Annotated in this window: 13 protein-coding genes and 3 tRNA genes; 6 read left to right on the top strand and 10 right to left on the bottom strand. The window is 67.6% G+C overall.

Features of this window, described 5'->3' with window-relative positions; translation table 11 throughout:
• Positions 1-12 precede the first annotated feature (12 nt).
• The gene (cofC, locus tag TFU_RS03155) at positions 13-666 is read left to right on the top strand and encodes a 2-phospho-L-lactate guanylyltransferase (RefSeq protein WP_081430389.1); all 654 of its coding nucleotides are present in this window, start codon (positions 13-15) and stop codon (positions 664-666) included.
• A gap of 75 nt (positions 667-741) precedes the next feature.
• Here the strand turns inward: cofC and TFU_RS03150 are convergent, their stop codons facing one another.
• The 3 genes from TFU_RS03150 to leuC all read right to left on the bottom strand — a co-directional run bounded on the left by TFU_RS03150 (position 742) and on the right by leuC (position 3,364).
• Positions 742-1,023 (bottom strand): HU family DNA-binding protein, encoded by a 282-nt coding sequence (locus tag TFU_RS03150; RefSeq protein ID WP_011291075.1) that lies wholly within the window; start codon positions 1,021-1,023, stop codon positions 742-744.
• A 325-nt stretch (positions 1,024-1,348) separates the two neighbouring features.
• Positions 1,349-1,936: a 3-isopropylmalate dehydratase small subunit gene (leuD, locus tag TFU_RS03145; RefSeq protein WP_011291074.1), complete on the bottom strand. Its 588-nt coding sequence runs from the start codon at positions 1,934-1,936 to the stop codon at positions 1,349-1,351.
• A gap of 30 nt (positions 1,937-1,966) precedes the next feature.
• Positions 1,967-3,364, bottom strand: a complete 1,398-nt coding sequence (gene leuC / locus TFU_RS03140) for a 3-isopropylmalate dehydratase large subunit (protein WP_011291073.1) — start codon at positions 3,362-3,364, stop codon at positions 1,967-1,969.
• 199 nt (positions 3,365-3,563) lie between these two features.
• Between leuC and TFU_RS03135 the strand changes: the two genes are divergently transcribed.
• A complete protein-coding gene (locus TFU_RS03135; protein WP_038043346.1) occupies positions 3,564-4,238 on the top strand; it encodes an IclR family transcriptional regulator in 675 nt (224 codons plus the stop codon).
• 32 nt (positions 4,239-4,270) lie between these two features.
• On the opposite strand, the gene TFU_RS03130 is transcribed toward TFU_RS03135, so the two are convergent.
• The 5 genes from TFU_RS03130 to gltX all read right to left on the bottom strand — a co-directional run bounded on the left by TFU_RS03130 (position 4,271) and on the right by gltX (position 7,524).
• Entirely contained in the window at positions 4,271-5,380 is a 1,110-nt protein-coding gene (locus TFU_RS03130) for a PQQ-dependent sugar dehydrogenase (RefSeq protein ID WP_011291071.1), read from the bottom strand.
• Positions 5,381-5,555: 175 nt separating this feature from the next.
• Positions 5,556-5,631: transfer RNA gene (locus TFU_RS03125), tRNA-Glu, on the bottom strand.
• A gap of 120 nt (positions 5,632-5,751) precedes the next feature.
• A tRNA-Glu gene (locus tag TFU_RS03120) sits at positions 5,752-5,824 on the bottom strand.
• A 62-nt stretch (positions 5,825-5,886) separates the two neighbouring features.
• Positions 5,887-5,958 (bottom strand) — tRNA-Gln (locus TFU_RS03115).
• Positions 5,959-6,090: 132 nt separating this feature from the next.
• A complete protein-coding gene (gene gltX, locus TFU_RS03110; RefSeq protein WP_011291070.1) occupies positions 6,091-7,524 on the bottom strand; it encodes a glutamate--tRNA ligase in 1,434 nt (477 codons plus the stop codon).
• Between the two features lie 502 nt (positions 7,525-8,026).
• Here gltX and TFU_RS03105 point away from each other — a divergent pair.
• Positions 8,027-9,346 (top strand): DUF418 domain-containing protein, encoded by a 1,320-nt coding sequence (locus TFU_RS03105; protein ID WP_011291069.1) that lies wholly within the window; start codon positions 8,027-8,029, stop codon positions 9,344-9,346.
• Positions 9,347-9,558: 212 nt separating this feature from the next.
• Here TFU_RS03105 and TFU_RS03100 read toward each other — a convergent pair whose 3' ends face one another.
• Positions 9,559-10,362, bottom strand: coding sequence for a fumarylacetoacetate hydrolase family protein (locus TFU_RS03100; protein WP_011291068.1), 804 nt, complete (start codon positions 10,360-10,362; stop codon positions 9,559-9,561).
• A gap of 574 nt (positions 10,363-10,936) precedes the next feature.
• Between TFU_RS03100 and TFU_RS03095 the strand changes: the two genes are divergently transcribed.
• The 3 genes from TFU_RS03095 to TFU_RS03085 all read left to right on the top strand — a co-directional run bounded on the left by TFU_RS03095 (position 10,937) and on the right by TFU_RS03085 (position 14,266).
• Positions 10,937-12,727 (top strand): glycoside hydrolase family 6 protein, encoded by a 1,791-nt coding sequence (locus tag TFU_RS03095; RefSeq protein WP_011291067.1) that lies wholly within the window; start codon positions 10,937-10,939, stop codon positions 12,725-12,727.
• Between the two features lie 300 nt (positions 12,728-13,027).
• Positions 13,028-13,366: an antibiotic biosynthesis monooxygenase family protein gene (locus TFU_RS03090; RefSeq protein ID WP_011291066.1), complete on the top strand. Its 339-nt coding sequence runs from the start codon at positions 13,028-13,030 to the stop codon at positions 13,364-13,366.
• 126 nt (positions 13,367-13,492) lie between these two features.
• Positions 13,493-14,266, top strand: a complete 774-nt coding sequence (locus TFU_RS03085; protein ID WP_011291065.1) for a DUF3152 domain-containing protein — start codon at positions 13,493-13,495, stop codon at positions 14,264-14,266.
• A gap of 67 nt (positions 14,267-14,333) precedes the next feature.
• On the opposite strand, the gene cimA is transcribed toward TFU_RS03085, so the two are convergent.
• Positions 14,334-15,917: a citramalate synthase gene (cimA, locus tag TFU_RS03080; RefSeq protein WP_011291064.1), complete on the bottom strand. Its 1,584-nt coding sequence runs from the start codon at positions 15,915-15,917 to the stop codon at positions 14,334-14,336.
• Positions 15,918-16,114: the final 197 nt, after the last annotated feature.

The raw sequence follows: 16,114 nt of genomic DNA, 5'->3' as shown, positions 1-16,114 counted from the left end.
GATGGTGACGCTGTGGACACACGTCAGCGCTGGTCGGTGGTGATACCGGTGAAGCGGTTGTCCATGGCCAAGTCCCGACTCGCCGAGTTCGCCGGCGAACGCCGACCGGAGATGGCCTTGGCCGTGGCCTGCGACACGGTACGCGCGGTCACGGCCACCCCCGAAGTGGCGGCGATCTTCGTGGTCACCGAGGATGCCACGGCAGCCGCGGCACTGGAACGGTTCGGGGCGCACGTGGTGACCGGGGAGCCGGGCACGGGGCTCAACGCCGCGCTGCGGCACGGTGCGGCCCGGGCCCGCCTGGCCTATCCGGACGCGGGGGTGTGCGCGCTCTCCGCTGACCTTCCGGCACTGCGCCCAGCGGAACTCTCCCAGGTGCTGGCCGCAGCGGCAACCTACCCCAACGCTTTTCTCGCGGACGCCCACGGGGTGGGGACCACGGTGTACAGCGCTCTGCCGCGGGCGGTGTTCGCTCCCGCGTTCGAGGGGTGGTCGCGGCTCCGGCACCGGCAGAGCGGTGCGGTGGAGCTCGAACTGGCGGGGGTGCCCACGGTCCGGCACGACGTGGACACTCCGGAGGACCTGTGGGCTGCGGCACGGCTCGGTGTGGGCCCGCACACGGCTGCCCTGCTGGACTCGCTGGGTCTGGCGCGGACCGGCGGCTGATCCGGGCAGAAAGACGCCGCTGCCCGGGGCCTTGACGGGCTCCCGGGCAACGGCTGTGGCCGAGTGTCGTGGTGGTTACTTCTTGCCGTTGTTCACCAAGGCTTTGAAGTCAGCTCCGGGACGGAACTTCGGAACGTAGCTCGCCGGAACGTGGATGGTGGCGCCGGTGGAAGGGTTTCGCGCGGTCCGGGCCGCCCGCTGGGCTTTCTCAAAGACCCCGAACCCGGTGATGGCCACCTTGTCACCCTTGGCGACAGTCTGCTGGATGGTCTCCAGCACGGCGTTGACGGCTTCGGTGGCGGTCTTCTTGTCCCCCAACCGCCCCGAGATTGCGTCGATCAGATCACGTTTGTTCATAGTTCCTCCGGTTCCCCCTTGCTCGCTTGAAACTAGGGGAAACCGTGGCCGGGTACAAACACTCAACGCCGATCTGATCAGCGTGTCGGGGTTTCTTTCGCCGTCTGACCCAGCTCAGCCAGCATGCGATCTAGGCGTTCTGAAGCTTGAACTGGGTCTCTTTTGACCCGCTCTGTCACCATTAAAAGCTTACGAATCACCGGAATTCGGACGGATTCCGGAAGAGCATTGGCTTTGCGATGGGCATCTTTAAGCCGCTTTGCCAAATCTCGGTAAAATTCCCACTCCGCCGCGAATTCCGGGTCATCGTCGGTCGCATCAGGTCCTATTGGGTGACCGGAAGCCATGGCTTGCGGCGCTTCTCGTACTCGGCGATCGCGTCGACGTGACGCAAGGTCAGGTCGATGTCGTCGAGCCCTTCCATGAGGCGCCACCGGGTGTAGTCGTCCAGTTCGAACGGCTCGACGATGTCCTTGGCGCGCACCTCGCGATTCACCAGGTCCACGGTGATCTCGGTAGCGGGGTCGGCCTCGACCATCTCCCACAACTGCTCGATGACCGGCTGCGGGAGCACCACGGTCAGCAGACCGCCTTTGAGGGAGTTGCCGCGGAAGATGTCGGCGAACCGTGAGGAGAGCACGGCCTTGAACCCGTAGTTCTGCAGCGCCCACACGGCGTGCTCACGCGACGAGCCGGTGCCGAAGTCGGGTCCGGCGATGAGGATGGTGCCGTCCTTGTACTCCGGCTTGTTCAGGACGAAGTCGGGGTCAGTACGCCAAGCGGCGAACAGGCCGTCTTCGAACCCGGTGCGGGTCACCCGCTTGAGGTAGACGGCGGGGATGATCTGGTCGGTGTCCACGTTGCTGTAGCGCAGCGGAACCGCACGGCCGGTGTGGACAGTGAACTTCTCCATGGTGACGTTTCCTCGACAGTCGCGGGCGGGCTACAGGTCGGCGGGAGAGGACAGCGTGCCGCGCACCGCGGTGGCGGCGGCGACCAGCGGCGACACCAGGTGGGTGCGGCCGCCCTTGCCCTGCCGGCCCTCGAAGTTGCGGTTGGAGGTGGAGGCGCTGCGCTCCCCGGGCTTGAGCGTGTCGGGGTTCATGCCCAGGCACATCGAGCATCCCGCTTCACGCCACTCGGCGCCAGCAGCCTTGAAGATCTCGTCGAGGCCCTCGGCCGCGGCCTGCTGCTTGACCCGCTGGGAGCCGGGGACGACCAGCATCCGCACCCCGTCGGCCACCTTGCGGCCCTTGAGGACCTCGGCGGCGGCGCGCAGGTCCTCGATCCGACCGTTGGTGCAGGAGCCCAGGAAGACCGTGTCGATCTTGATGTCCCGCATCCGGGTGCCGGGCTTCAGGTCCATGTAGGCCAGGGCCTTCTCGGCGGCGGCACGCTCGACCGGGTCGGTGAAGGACTCGGGGTCGGGGACGACCGAGTCCAGGGGGACGCCCTGTCCGGGGTTGGTGCCCCAGGTGACGAACGGGCTGAGCTCGTCGGCGTTGAGGAAGACCTCCTTGTCGAACACTGCGCCTTCGTCGGTGGGCAGGGTCTTCCAGTATTCGACGGCCTGGTCCCACAGTTCGCCCTTGGGGGCGTGCGGACGGCCCTTGAGGTAGTCGAAAGTGGTCTGGTCGGGGGCGATCATGCCGGCCCGGGCGCCCGCCTCGATCGACATGTTGCAGATGGTCATGCGGGCTTCCATGGACAGCGACCGGATGGCCTCGCCCCGGTACTCGATCACGTGGCCCTGGCCGCCGCCGGTGCCGATCTGAGCGATCACGGCGAGGATGATGTCCTTGGCGGTCACCCCCGGCTTGAGCTTGCCCTCGACGTTGACCGCCATGGTCTTGAACGGCGTCATCGGCAGCGTCTGGGTGGCCATGACGTGCTCGACCTGGCTGGTACCGATGCCGAAGGCCAGCGCGCCGAACGCGCCGTGCGTGCTGGTGTGGCTGTCGCCGCAGACGATGGTCATCCCCGGCTGGGTGAGGCCCAGCTGCGGGCCGATGACGTGCACGATGCCCTGGTCGATGTCGCCCATCGGGTGGAGGCGCACCCCGAACTCCGCGGCGTTCTTGCGCAGGGTTTCGACCTGGGTGCGCGACACCGGGTCAGCGATCGGCAGGAAGATGTTCTCGGTGGGGACGTTGTGGTCCTCGGTGGCGATGGTGAGGTCCGGGCGGCGCAGCTTCCGGTTGGCCAGGCGGAGCCCTTCGAACGCCTGAGGGCTGGTCACCTCGTGGATGAGGTGCAGGTCGATGTAGAGCAGGTCGGGTTCACCCTCGGCTCGCCTGACGACGTGCTCCTCCCAGACTTTTTCGGCCATCGTGCGGGCCATGGACGCCTCCTCGCGTCTCGATGATTGTCGTGGGGTTCTCGCCGCCGTACGCCGATCCCCTCGGCGACCGGCGCGGACATCCTCCCCGCGCGGTCCGCACGTACGGGCTGGCGGATTTGCATTCCAAATAGCGAGACGGCAATATCAAGCCATGGACAACTCTAGCCCATCCAGCGGGGTAGGTGTGCTGGACAAGACCATGTCCGTCCTCACCGCCCTGGAATCCGGTCCCGCGTCCCTCGCCCAGCTCGTACGGCTCACGGGACTGTCACGGCCTACAGCGCACCGGCTGGCGGTCGCCTTGGAGCGACACCGCATGGTCGCTCGGGACAGCCAAGGGCGCTTCATCCTGGGGCCCCGGATCACCGAGTTGTCCATCGCCACCGGGGAGGACCGGCTGCTGGCCGTCGCCACCCCGATCCTCGCCCAGTTGCGCGACCACACGGGGGAAAGCGCGCAACTGTACCGCCGTCAAGGGGACGTCCGGGTGTGCGTGGCCGCCGCGGAACGCATGAGCGGACTGCGCGACACGGTCCCGGTGGGCAGTGAGCTTCCCATGACCGCGGGCTCAGCCGCCCAGGTCCTGCTGGCCTGGGAGGACTCTGAGCGGATCCGCCGCACGCTGCGCGGCGCGCACTTCACCGCGGCGACCCTGGCCCAGGTGCGCCGCCGCCGGTGGGCAGAGAGTGTAGGCGAACGGGAGCCGGGGGTCGCCTCCGTGTCCGCGCCGGTCTTCGCGCCGAGCGGGCGCATCATCGCCGCGGTCTCCGTCTCCGGTCCGCTGGAACGGCTGACCCGCTCCCCAGGCCGGCTGCACGCCCCCGCTGTACTCGCGGCCGCAAACAAGATCAGCGAAGCGCTGCGCCACACCTGACCCGGGTTGCCTGGACCGGCCGCGGCCAAGGACTACGACCCGGTGTCCAGCGGAAGGCGCAGGATCCGGTCGTCGTCGGCGTCCGGGTCTCCCCGGCCGTCCCGGTTGCTGGTCGTCACCCAGATCGCCTGCCCGCCCGGTTCAGCTTCGACCGCGCGCAGCCGGCCGTAGTCGCCGACGAGGAGCGCTTCCGGGGCCCGGACCGGCTCTGCGGCGTCCCCGGTGAGCGGTACCCGCCACAGGCGTTCGCCGCGCAGTGCGGCCACCCAGAGCGCCCCGCCCGCGATCGCTGCCCCGCTGGGGGACGCCTCCTCGGTGCTCCAGGTGACCACCGGGTCGGTGTACTCGGGAGCACCGCCGATCCCCTCCACCTCCGGCCACCCGTAGTTGCCGCCCTTGACGATCACGTTCACCTCGTCGACCGTGTTCTGCCCGAACTCGGTGGCGTACAGGGTGCCGTCCTCATCCCAGGCCAGTCCTTGCACATTGCGGTGCCCGTAGCTGTGCACGAGGTTGCCGAAAGGGGCGTCGGCAACGGGCGCGCCGTCCGGGGTCATCCGCAGGATCTTCCCGGCCAGGGAGTCCGTGTCCTGGGCCAGCTCGGGGCGGCCCGCGTCACCGGTTCCCGCGTACAGCGTCCCGTCGGGGCCGAACGCGATCCGCCCGCCGTTGTGCAGGTCGGCTTTGGGGATACCGTCCACGACGACCTCTGCCGTGCCGAATCCGCGTTCCGGGTCGTAGGGCATGCGGATGATCCGGTTGTCTGATTCGGTGGTGAGGTAGGCGTAGACCAGCGAGTCTGTGGCGAAGTCCGGGGAGACCGCGAGCCCGAGCAGACCGCCCTCCCCCTGCGGGACGACTCCCGGTACGGTCCCCGCCTCGGCGACGGCGCCGTCCGGAGCAACTCGGAGGACGCGCCCCGAATCGCGCTCTGAAACCAGTGCCGCGCCGTCGGGGAGGAACGCCACCGCCCAGGGCACGTGCAGCCCGGAGGCGACCGTGGTCGCCTCCCCCACGCTGGCGTGGCCTTCCGTGGACTGTGCGGCGGACGGGGTCGCAGGGCCTGGGGCCTGCCCCGTATCCGTGGTGCATCCCGCGGCCAGTAGGAGCACGGCCGCTGCTGCCCACACTCGTCTCCCCATGGCTGTGCCCTCTCCAGTGTCGCGCTGCGCTCTTCGGGCCTGTGCCCGGTGGACGCGCCCTCACACGTCCCGAGACCCGGCTGCGCGGCACAGGTGCGGCTTCCTGCGCCACCTGAGAGGCAGGGAGGGAGAAAACGGGGAAGCCCCGCCTCACGTGAGGCGGGGCTTCCCCGTGTGGTACCCCCGACCGGATTTGAACCGGCGTTACCGCCTTGAGAGGGCGGCGTCCTAGGCCGCTAGACGACGGGGGCTGCGGGCTGAGAGCGTCCTGGAACGGCACCGTCGGTCTTGCCGGGGCAGTGTTCCGCGGGACTCGAGGTCCCCATCGCAGAAAAAAACTCCCACTCCGCGTGAGAGTCTCTTCTGTCGAGTACCCCCGACCGGATTTGAACCGGCGTTACCGCCTTGAGAGGGCGGCGTCCTAGGCCGCTAGACGACGGGGGCCGTGGACAACTCAAAGCCGTGGTGGAGGTTCAACGCGGAAAATCTTCCGAGGAGGACCACCGCTGGGGTACCAGGACTCGAACCTAGACTAACTGAACCAGAATCAGTCGTGCTGCCAATTACACCATACCCCAGTGCTCACGAGGGACCGGTTCCTTTGGATCCGCTCCCCGCGGCCATGCATAACTCTAGCGAACATTTTGCGCAGGTGCGAACGGATACCCGGCAAAGCCGGTGGGGCGGCGCTCCACCGCCCCACCCCGGGCTCACTCACCAGCAGCTTTGAGCTTCTCCAACGCCGCGCGGAGACGCTCCTGGACCCGGCTCCGGCCCAGCAGTTCCAGCGACTCGAACAGGGGGAGCCCCACCGTGCGTCCAGTGACGGCGACACGGACCGGCGCCTGGGCCTTGCCCAGCTTGAGCCCCTGTGCCGCGGCAACCTCCTCCAAGGCAGCCTTGAGCGGCTCGGCCCGCCACTCCAGGTTCGGGTCGGAGAACCGCTCCAAGGCCGCGGTGAGCATCTCCTCACCCACCCCCGGCTTCATGGCCTTGGCCCAGCTCTTCTCGTCCTCCACGGGGCGGTCCAGGAAGAGGAAGTCCACGTAGGAGACGATCTCGCTGAGGACCGAGATCCGGGTCTGCGCCAGCGGCGCCACGGCCTCGAACACCTGGGCGTCGAAGTTCTCCGCCGGCCAGGGCGCCTTCTCCGATCCCAGCCAGGGCGCACACCGCTCCACGAACTCGGTCGTGTCGAGCGCGCGGATGTACTCGCCGTTGAACGCGCGCAGCTTCTTCTCGTCGAAGAACGCGCTCGAACTGTTGACGTCCTCCAGCCGGAACAGCGGCACCATTTCGGAGAACGGCATGATCTCCCGGTCGTCGCCCGGGCCCCAGCCCAGCAGCATCAAGTAGTTGACCATCGCCTCGGGCAAGTAGCCTTCGGCGAGGTAGTCCTCGAGCGCTACCTTGTCGCGGCGCTTCGACAGCTTCTGCCGTTTCTCGTTGACGATCACCGGCAGGTGGGCCCAGACCGGCGGAGTCTGGCCCAGCGCCTCCCAAAGCAGTTGCTGCTTGGGCGTGTTGGACAGGTGCTCTTCGCCGCGGACCACGTGGGTGATGGCCATTTCCACGTCATCCACCACGTTCGCCAGGACGAACAGCGGGGAGCCGTCCGAGCGCGCGATCACGAAGTCTTCGATCGCGCTGTGGTCGAACTCCACCCGGCCGCGGATCTTGTCGTCCACGACGGTGGGCCCGCCCTCGGGTACCCGGAAGCGCAGGGCCCGGCCCGGCCCCGGCTCCAGCCCTCGGTCCCGGCAGTACCCGTCGTAGCCGAGGTGGGGGTTGCCCCGCCGCTCTTGGATCTGTTCCCGGGTGCAGTCGCAGTAGTAGGCGCGGCCCTTGCGGTAGAGCTCCTCTGCGACCTCCCGGTGCTTGTCGGCGTAGGCCGACTGGAAGTAGGGCCCTTCGAAGTGCGGGTCGCGTTCGTCGATTCCCAGCGCGGACAGGGCGCGCAGGATGCCCTCGGTCCATTCGGGGCGGTTGCGCGCGGCGTCGGTGTCCTCGATCCGGAGCACGAACTTGCCTTCCGGCTGCTGCAGGGCGAGCGCCCAGTTGAACAGCGCCGAACGCGCGCCGCCCACGTGGAACATCCCTGTCGGAGAGGGCGCGAAGCGGGTACGAATAGCCTTGTCAGTCACGGAGTTCAGCCTATCGAGGGGCGTCGCCCGCGCCGGTATGCAACGAACTGCCCGCGGTGTCCCGCCTCCGGGCGGTGCGGCGGCCCGCAAGCCAGGGCTGGGCCTGTCCTCAGCGTCGGGATGCCGCGGCCGCGGTCGTTGGCCACCGCTCCTGTCTCGGAGTAGGTGACACGTGGTGCCAGCGGGGCACCGGAACGGAAATTGTCAGAAAACATCAAGAAAACGCTGCGGCCTCTCGGTTATCCGCAGGCGCAACAGAATCGTTTTCTCCTCGGTTTCCCTGTTTTCTCTCCTCCGCAATCAGAACTGCGCCAGCGTCCCACTGCACCGCTGTGACCAGCATCGATAGCGCTCCAAGCGGCCGCTGTCCTCCGCGAAGGCTTCCCTAGACCGGGACACGCCGCCGCAATCTATATAAAAATGGATTTCTGAACGTGCGCCCGCTATGTCCGTTTAGCTCGGAGACAATAGCTGCCGTCTGACCGACGGGGGAAGGGGAATCATGACCGGACACGACCCCACCGGACCACCGACATCCGACGACGCGGGTACCCACGAGCCCCGGGAGTCGACCGCTCCCGCCCAGCCTGCTCCCCCGTCGCTGAGAGGCCCGGTCCGCCCCGGGGAGCGCGCCTTGGCGCCCGACCTGGCACGCGGCTTCATGCTGCTGCTCATCGTGCTCGCCAACTCGACCTGGTACCTGTGGGCCGCGAGCCCCGGCGAGCTGAGCATCCACCCCTCCGACGGCTCGCTCCTCGACCGGATCGTGCAAGGCGTGCTCATCACCGCGGTGGACGCTCGTACCTACCCCATATTCGCCTTCCTATTCGGCTACGGCATGGTGCAACTGTGGCTCCGGCAGCGGGCCGCTGGAGCTACGGAGCGGGACGTACGCGCCCTGCTACGCCGTCGCAACCTGTGGCTCCTGGTGTTCGGCTTCGTCCACGCCGCACTGCTGTGGCTGGGGGACGTCCTCGGCGCCTACGGCTTCGCCGGTCTCATCTTCGGCTGGCTCTTCCTCCGCCGCACCGACCGGACCCTGCTCGTCTGGTCCGGCATCTTCACCGGGCTCCTCGCGGCCTTGACCGCGCTGTCCGTGCTGGCCTTCATCGTCGCGCCGGAAGGCGCCGCGCCCGCAGAGCCCGCAGAGTCCGGCTCCCCCTCGTGGTTCCCGTCCAGTGAGCTCAACGCCGAAGAGAACTACCTCGCCTCCATGGTGCTCCGGATCCAGGTCTGGGCCTTCCTGGTGGTCGGCCAAGGACTGCTGACCATCAGTGTCCCGATCGCGATCCTGCTGGGCTTCTGGGCTGCCCGCCGCCGCATCCTGGAGGAGCCCGGCAACCACCTGCGCCTGCTGCGCATCACCGCTGCCGTGGGCATCCCGCTGGGCTGGCTCACCGGACTGCTGCACGCTCTGGACCACGTCGGCATCCTGTCCCTGTCTGCGGAGGAGAGCGTCGCAGTGGCCTCGATCGCTTCGACGACGGGGATCGCTACCGGGCTAGGCTACGTCGCCCTGTTCGGCCTCATCGCGCACCGTCTCAGCCGCCGCACCAGCCGCGGCCCCGTGCTCACGGCTCTCACCGCGGTGGGCAAACGCTCTCTGTCGTGCTACCTCGCCCAGTCGGTGCTCTGCGCCCCCGTCCTGACGGCCTGGGGCCTGGGGTTGGGCGCCCACTTGCACAGCGCCACCATGGCCTTGTTCGCCACCGGGGTGTGGCTGGTCACGGTGCTCCTCTCCTACCTGCAGGAACGGGCTGGCCAGCGCGGTCCCGCGGAGGTCCTGCTCCGGCGGCTTTCCTACCGCGCCTCCTACAGCTAGTCGGCGTCGTCGCCCTGGACCCGTGGCCCAGACGGGTGCCTCCGCAAGGCACGATGGGGCCACGGGTCCGACGCGTGTGAGGCCTGCGGCGGCGAGGGGCATCCACGGACAGCGCGGCCCCGGCTGCTCCTGCGGATGCGGTGTGTCGGTGCGGGCTTCCTGCACACCGCACGACGGTGCGCCTCCCCGCAGTGCTGCGGGCCGGCAGCGGCTCAGTCGCGGGCCACCACCGGGTTGCTCAGTTCCCCGATCCGGTCGATCGCCACGGTCATCCGCTGGCCTACCCGGACCGGTCCGACCCCTGCGGGGGTGCCGGTGAGGATCACATCCCCCGGCAGGAGCGTCATGAAAGAGCTCACGTAGGAGATGATCTCGGGAATGCTGTGGATCATCTGCCCGGTGTTGCCGTCCTGGCGGACCTCCCCGTCCACGGTGGTGGTGATGCGCAGCTGCGAGGCTTCCTCAACGCTGAGCCCGGTCTCAATCCACGGTCCGAGCGGGCAGAACGAGTCGAACCCCTTGGCGCGGGTCCACTGGTGGTCGGCCTGCTGCAGGTCGCGGGCGGTGACGTCGTTGCCGATGGTGTAGCCGAAGATGACGTCCTTGGCGCGTTCGGCCGGCACCTCCCGGCAGAGCCGGCCGATGATCACAGCCAGTTCTCCCTCGTAGTCCACCCGCGAGGAGAGTTTCGGGTGGAAGACGGGGTCGTTGGGCCCGACCACGGCGGTGGAGGGCTTGAGGAAGACGACCGGCTCCTTGGGGTCCCGTTCGTCCTCAGCGCTGCCTCCCATCTCCGCGATGTGGTCGGCGTAGTTTTTGCCGATGCACACGATCTTGGTGGGCAGGATCGGGGAGAGCAGCCGCACGTCTTCGAGTTTGGTGCGTTCTCCGGTGAGCTGGATCGGCCCCACCAACGGGTGGCTCTTCATCCGGGTGACGAACTGGTTGCCCTCATCGTCGGTATCGACCAAGCCGAAACCTACGTCATCACCGGCCGAGAATCTCGCGATACGCACGGGATTCCCCCTCATCATTTCAGGTGCGGTTAGTTCCCCCAGGCTACCGAGAACCGAATTTCGGTCCGTTTTTCTTGCGCGAGCCCTGAGACCGTTTCCTGTTCCGTTCCGTCACCATCCTTGCGCGTCCCGTCGGAGGGGGGAAAGCACCCCGCGAGATGGCTCCGCCACGGCCTGTTTCCGACCCCCGTCACAAAAGCCCATTTAACGCGGTATTTACAACCGGTCATGAAGTGGCTACTCTCTTTTGGGAGCGCTCCCGTGCCGCTAGTCACACTGGGACGTGAATGGCGTCACGGTAGGGCTCGTCGTGTGACACGCATTTTCGACCCTGCTTTAAGTCCCTAAGTGGGAGCGCTCCCAGCCTTCGGGAGAACTCCCACACAACCAACCGTCCGACGCCACTCTCCCAGCGCTCAAACGGAGGCAGCAGTGTTCACCATCCCCCGCTCCCCTCCGGGGCGCCCGGCCGTCGTCCGCGCAACCACGCCGACCGGTCGGCTGAACACTGCAGCGTCCGGTTCTCGACCATCCCCTTGCGAGAGAACATCCTCCAACCAAGGAAGACACCGATATGAGTAAAGTTCGTGCCACGAACAGACGTTCGTGGATGCGGCGCGGCCTGGCAGCCGCCTCTGGACTGGCGCTTGGCGCCTCCATGGTGGCGTTCGCTGCTCCGGCCAACGCCGCCGGCTGCTCGGTGGACTACACGGTCAACTCCTGGGGTACCGGGTTCACCGCCAACGTCACCATCACCAACCTCGGCAGTGCGATCAACGGCTGGACCCTGGAGTGGGACTTCCCCGGCAACCAGCAGGTGACCAACCTGTGGAACGGGACCTACACCCAGTCCGGGCAGCACGTGTCGGTCAGCAACGCCCCGTACAACGCCTCCATCCCGGCCAACGGAACGGTTGAGTTCGGGTTCAACGGCTCCTACTCGGGCAGCAACGACATCCCCTCCTCCTTCAAGCTGAACGGGGTTACCTGCGACGGCTCGGACGACCCCGACCCCGAGCCCAGCCCCTCCCCCAGCCCTTCCCCCAGCCCCACAGACCCGGATGAGCCGGGCGGCCCGACCAACCCGCCCACCAACCCCGGCGAGAAGGTCGACAACCCGTTCGAGGGCGCCAAGCTGTACGTGAACCCGGTCTGGTCGGCCAAGGCCGCCGCTGAGCCGGGCGGTTCCGCGGTCGCCAACGAGTCCACCGCTGTCTGGCTGGACCGTATCGGCGCCATCGAGGGCAACGACAGCCCGACCACCGGCTCCATGGGTCTGCGCGACCACCTGGAGGAGGCCGTCCGCCAGTCCGGTGGCGACCCGCTGACCATCCAGGTCGTCATCTACAACCTGCCCGGCCGCGACTGCGCCGCGCTGGCCTCCAACGGTGAGCTGGGTCCCGATGAACTCGACCGCTACAAGAGCGAGTACATCGACCCGATCGCCGACATCATGTGGGACTTCGCAGACTACGAGAACCTGCGGATCGTCGCCATCATCGAGATCGACTCCCTGCCCAACCTCGTCACCAACGTGGGCGGGAACGGCGGCACCGAGCTCTGCGCCTACATGAAGCAGAACGGCGGCTACGTCAACGGTGTCGGCTACGCCCTCCGCAAGCTGGGCGAGATCCCGAACGTCTACAACTACATCGACGCCGCCCACCACGGCTGGATCGGCTGGGACTCCAACTTCGGCCCCTCGGTGGACATCTTCTACGAGGCCGCCAACGCCTCCGGCTCCACCGTGGACTACGTGCACGGCTTCATCTCCAACACGGCCAACTACTCGGCCACTGTGGAGCCGTACCTGGACGTCAACGGCACCGTTAACGGCCAGCTCATCCGCCAGTCCAAGTGGGTTGACTGGAACCAGTACGTCGACGAGCTCTCCTTCGTCCAGGACCTGCGTCAGGCCCTGATCGCCAAGGGCTTCCGGTCCGACATCGGTATGCTCATCGACACCTCCCGCAACGGCTGGGGTGGCCCGAACCGTCCGACCGGACCGAGCTCCTCCACCGACCTCAACACCTACGTTGACGAGAGCCGTATCGACCGCCGTATCCACCCCGGTAACTGGTGCAACCAGGCCGGTGCGGGCCTCGGCGAGCGGCCCACGGTCAACCCGGCTCCCGGTGTTGACGCCTACGTCTGGGTGAAGCCCCCGGGTGAGTCCGACGGCGCCAGCGAGGAGATCCCGAACGACGAGGGCAAGGGCTTCGACCGCATGTGCGACCCGACCTACCAGGGCAACGCCCGCAACGGCAACAACCCCTCGGGTGCGCTGCCCAACGCCCCCATCTCCGGCCACTGGTTCTCTGCCCAGTTCCGCGAGCTGCTGGCCAACGCCTACCCGCCTCTGTAAAGCGGAGTGAGGCAACGGCTGACAGCCTCAACGAGGAACTGATCAGCACCTCCTAGCCGGAGACGGCGCCCGTCCACTCCCCGTGGGCGGGCGCCGCTTTTATGCCGACCCGTGCCCCAGCCGCAAGGGGCACGGGTCGGCCTATTCCGGCGATGTCGGTCACGTCGCCCTAGCACCCGGAAACGCCGAGAAAGACTGCCCCGAAACGGTCCTCTCCCATCCCTGCATTAGGTTGGGCCGCAGTCCGGCCTATGGCTTCGTGGGCCGGAACCCAACCCACCATCAACGAGAGGTATCACCATGGCCAGTGTGGTGAAATTCAATGTGCTGACGGTTCCTCCCGGTGCCGGCGCCACCCTGGAGGAGCGTTTCGCCAAGCGCGCAGGCCTCGTGGAGAACCAGCCCGGCTTTGAGGAGTTCCAACTGCTGCGTCCCGTCGACGGGACCGACAAGTACATCGTCTACACGCGCTGGCGCTCCGAAGAGGACTACCAGAACTGGCTGAACAGCGAGGCCTTCCAGCGCGGACACGCCCAGGCCTCTGAAGACTCCCGCCGCAGCAGCCAGGGCGGCCCGGCCGCGTCCGCGAGTGAACTCTGGTCCTTCGAAGTCGTCCAGCACGTCCAGGCCCAGGACTGATCCCGGTGCGGCCCTCGGTTCTTTACCGGGGGCCGCCCACCCCCTTCATCCCTTTTCTTCTCCCCCGCACCCCTTTTGATCTGCAATGATGGAATTTGCGATTCTTGAGAAAGGCCGATCGTGTCCATGACTGCGCAGAAGGCAGGACGACCACGCCGTACCGGTCGACATCGACGGCGTCAACTGCCAGTGGGGACTATCGCGGGGCTGATTGTCGCGCTGTCAGGCGTGGGGATGGTCTCGGCCAACGTGCTCCCGTGGGAACCGTCGGACCCGGCATCCGTGGTCCCCGCCACCTCGCAGGGCAGCAGTTCTCCCATGACGCCGGAGCCCTCGCCGTCCCCGGTACCCCCACTGCTGCGCTCCGTGGTCGAAGAGGTGCCCAGCGCAAGCGGAGAACTGCGGGTCGTCGAAGGTGACGGGGAGGTCGTCGGCGAAGGCACGCTCCTGCGCTACCTGGTGGAGGTCGAAGAAGGGCTTCCCGGAGACCCCGCCGACTTCGCTGCAGCGGTCGAGCACGTGCTCAGCGACCCCCGAAGCTGGACCCACGACGGCACGCTGGCCTTCCAGCGGGTCGACGAAGAACCAGTGGACTTCCGGGTCACCCTCGCCTCCCCCGAGACCGTAGACCAGCAGTGCGCGCCACTGCAGACCAACGGCTACGTCTCCTGCTTCTCCGGGGAACGCGCGATGATCAACCAGAACCGCTGGGTGTCCGGCGTGCCGCACTTCGACGGCGACCTGGAGACCTACCGCGCCTACGTCATCAACCACGAAGTCGGCCACGCGCTCGGCTACGGCCACGTGGACTGCCCTGCCCCCGGGGAACCCGCGCCAGTCATGCAGCAGCAGACGTTCGGGCTGCAGGGGTGTGAGAAGAACGGGTGGGTGAGCCCCTGACCAGGGTCAGGGGCCGCCCGCGCGGCAAGGGCAGCCGGGCAGCGCCCTGTCCCGGCTGCCCGCCACGTCACTGCTGGGTGTAGCCGCGGCGCAGCAGCCCGTAGGTGAGGGCCTGCTCCAGCGCCGTCCACGACGCCTCGATGACGTTCTCACCCACTCCGACCGTCGTCCACTCGCCCTGCCCGTCACTGCAGTCGATGAGCACCCGGGTGACCGCGTCCGTTCCGGACGTGCCCTCCAGGATGCGGACCTTGTAGTCGACTAGTTCCATCGTGGCCAGGTCGGGGTAGACGCTCTCCAGCGCCGAGCGCAGTGCCCGGTCCAGGGCGTTGACCGGACCGTTGCCTTCCCCGGTTGCCACCACCCGCTCACCCTTGACGTAGAGCTTCACCGTGGCCTCGCTGGCGCTGGACCCGTCGGGGCGCCGCTCGGAGATAGTGCGCCACGACTCCACTTCGAAGTACCGCACCGGCTGGCCGATCTCTTCGCGCAGCAGCAGCTCCAAGGAGGCGTCGGCCGCTTCGAAGCTGTACCCGGCCATCTCCATGTCCTTGACCCGCTCCACGATCCGGCCCAGGGTCTCGCGGTCGCCGGACAAGTCCACGCCGAGCTCTTTCGCCTTCAGCTCCACCGAGGCCCGCCCGGCCATGTCGGAGACCAGCATGCGCATGTCGTTGCCGACCAGCGCCGGGTCGATGTGCTGGTAGAGGTCCGGGTCCACCTTGATCGCAGAAGCGTGCAGCCCGGCCTTGTGGGCGAAGGCGGAGATGCCGACGTAGGGCTGGTGGGTGGCTGGAGCGATGTTCGCGATCTCGGCGATAGCCTGGGACACCCGGGTCATCTCGCGCAGGCAGCCTTCGGGCAGCACATTGCGGCCGCGTTTGAGCACCAAGGCGGGGACGACCGAGAACAGGTTGGCGTTGCCGACCCGCTCCCCGTACCCGTTGGCGGTGCACTGGACGTGGGTGGCGCCCGCGTCGACCGCGGCCAGCGTGTTGGCCACGGCGCACCCCGAGTCGTCCTGGGCGTGGATGCCCAGCCGGGCCCCGGTGGCTTCGCGGACTTCGCTGACGATCTGGAAGACGTCGGACGGCAGCATGCCGCCGTTGGTGTCGCACAGCACCACCACGGAGGCCCCCGCCTCGGCCGCGGTGCGCACCACACGGAGTGCGTATTCGGGGTTGTGCCGGTACCCGTCAAAGAAGTGCTCGCAGTCAACGAAGACGCGCTGTCCCTGGCCCAGCAGGAAGGAGACCGTGTCCGCGATCATCTCGAGGTTCTCCTCGAGCGTGGTGCGCAGCGCCAGTTCGACGTGCCGGTCGTCGCTCTTCGCCACGAGGGTGACGACGGGCGCCCCGGAGTCGCGCAACGCGAGCACCTGGGGGTCCTTCGCAGCCGTGGTTCCCGCCCGCCGGGTCGAGCCGAACGCGGTGAGCTGCGCATGTTTGAGGGACAGTTCTGTTTGGGCCCGTCGGAAGAATTCTGTGTCCTTCGGATTCGCGCCGGGCCAGCCGCCCTCGATGAAACCCACACCGAACTCGTCGAGCAGCTTCGCGACCGCAAGTTTGTCGGCGACGGTGAAGTTGATGCCTTCGCGCTGAGCGCCGTCACGCAGGGTCGTGTCGAATACGTGGAAACTGTCGTCCAGCATGTGGGAACTCCCGGGTCTGGTCTGTGTCACCTGGTGGCCGACCCGCTCCCGCCAACAAAAAAGACCTCTCGTGGACACGAGAGGTCTGCGCGCTGGCGGGGTCCGTTTCAGCCAGCGCGCCTCACGATAATGATCGCCTGAGGCGGCATAGCACCAAGTGTGCCACATCTTGTTCTCTGGGTGCACCCAGGCCCCAC

Origin of the sequence: Thermobifida fusca YX (assembly GCF_000012405.1) — a bacterium.
Taxonomy (GTDB): domain Bacteria; phylum Actinomycetota; class Actinomycetes; order Streptosporangiales; family Streptosporangiaceae; genus Thermobifida; species Thermobifida fusca.
Note: the sequence above shows the minus strand (reverse complement) of the source record. Positions and strands in the feature narration are given on the sequence as shown.

Excerpts from the sequence above, each read along its gene's own strand:
- TFU_RS03150 (WP_011291075.1), bottom strand. The coding sequence starts at position 1,023 with ATGAACAAACGTGATCTGATCGACGCAATCTCGGGGCGGTTGGGGGAC.
- leuD (WP_011291074.1), bottom strand. The coding sequence starts at position 1,936 with ATGGAGAAGTTCACTGTCCACACCGGCCGTGCGGTTCCGCTGCGCTAC.
- leuC (WP_011291073.1), bottom strand. The coding sequence starts at position 3,364 with ATGGCCCGCACGATGGCCGAAAAAGTCTGGGAGGAGCACGTCGTCAGG.
- TFU_RS03135 (WP_038043346.1), top strand. The coding sequence starts at position 3,564 with ATGTCCGTCCTCACCGCCCTGGAATCCGGTCCCGCGTCCCTCGCCCAG.
- TFU_RS03130 (WP_011291071.1), bottom strand. The coding sequence starts at position 5,380 with ATGGGGAGACGAGTGTGGGCAGCAGCGGCCGTGCTCCTACTGGCCGCG.
- TFU_RS03105 (WP_011291069.1), top strand. The coding sequence starts at position 8,027 with ATGACCGGACACGACCCCACCGGACCACCGACATCCGACGACGCGGGT.
- TFU_RS03095 (WP_011291067.1), top strand. The coding sequence starts at position 10,937 with ATGAGTAAAGTTCGTGCCACGAACAGACGTTCGTGGATGCGGCGCGGC.
- TFU_RS03090 (WP_011291066.1), top strand. The coding sequence starts at position 13,028 with ATGGCCAGTGTGGTGAAATTCAATGTGCTGACGGTTCCTCCCGGTGCC.
- TFU_RS03085 (WP_011291065.1), top strand. The coding sequence starts at position 13,493 with ATGACTGCGCAGAAGGCAGGACGACCACGCCGTACCGGTCGACATCGA.
- cimA (WP_011291064.1), bottom strand. The coding sequence starts at position 15,917 with ATGCTGGACGACAGTTTCCACGTATTCGACACGACCCTGCGTGACGGC.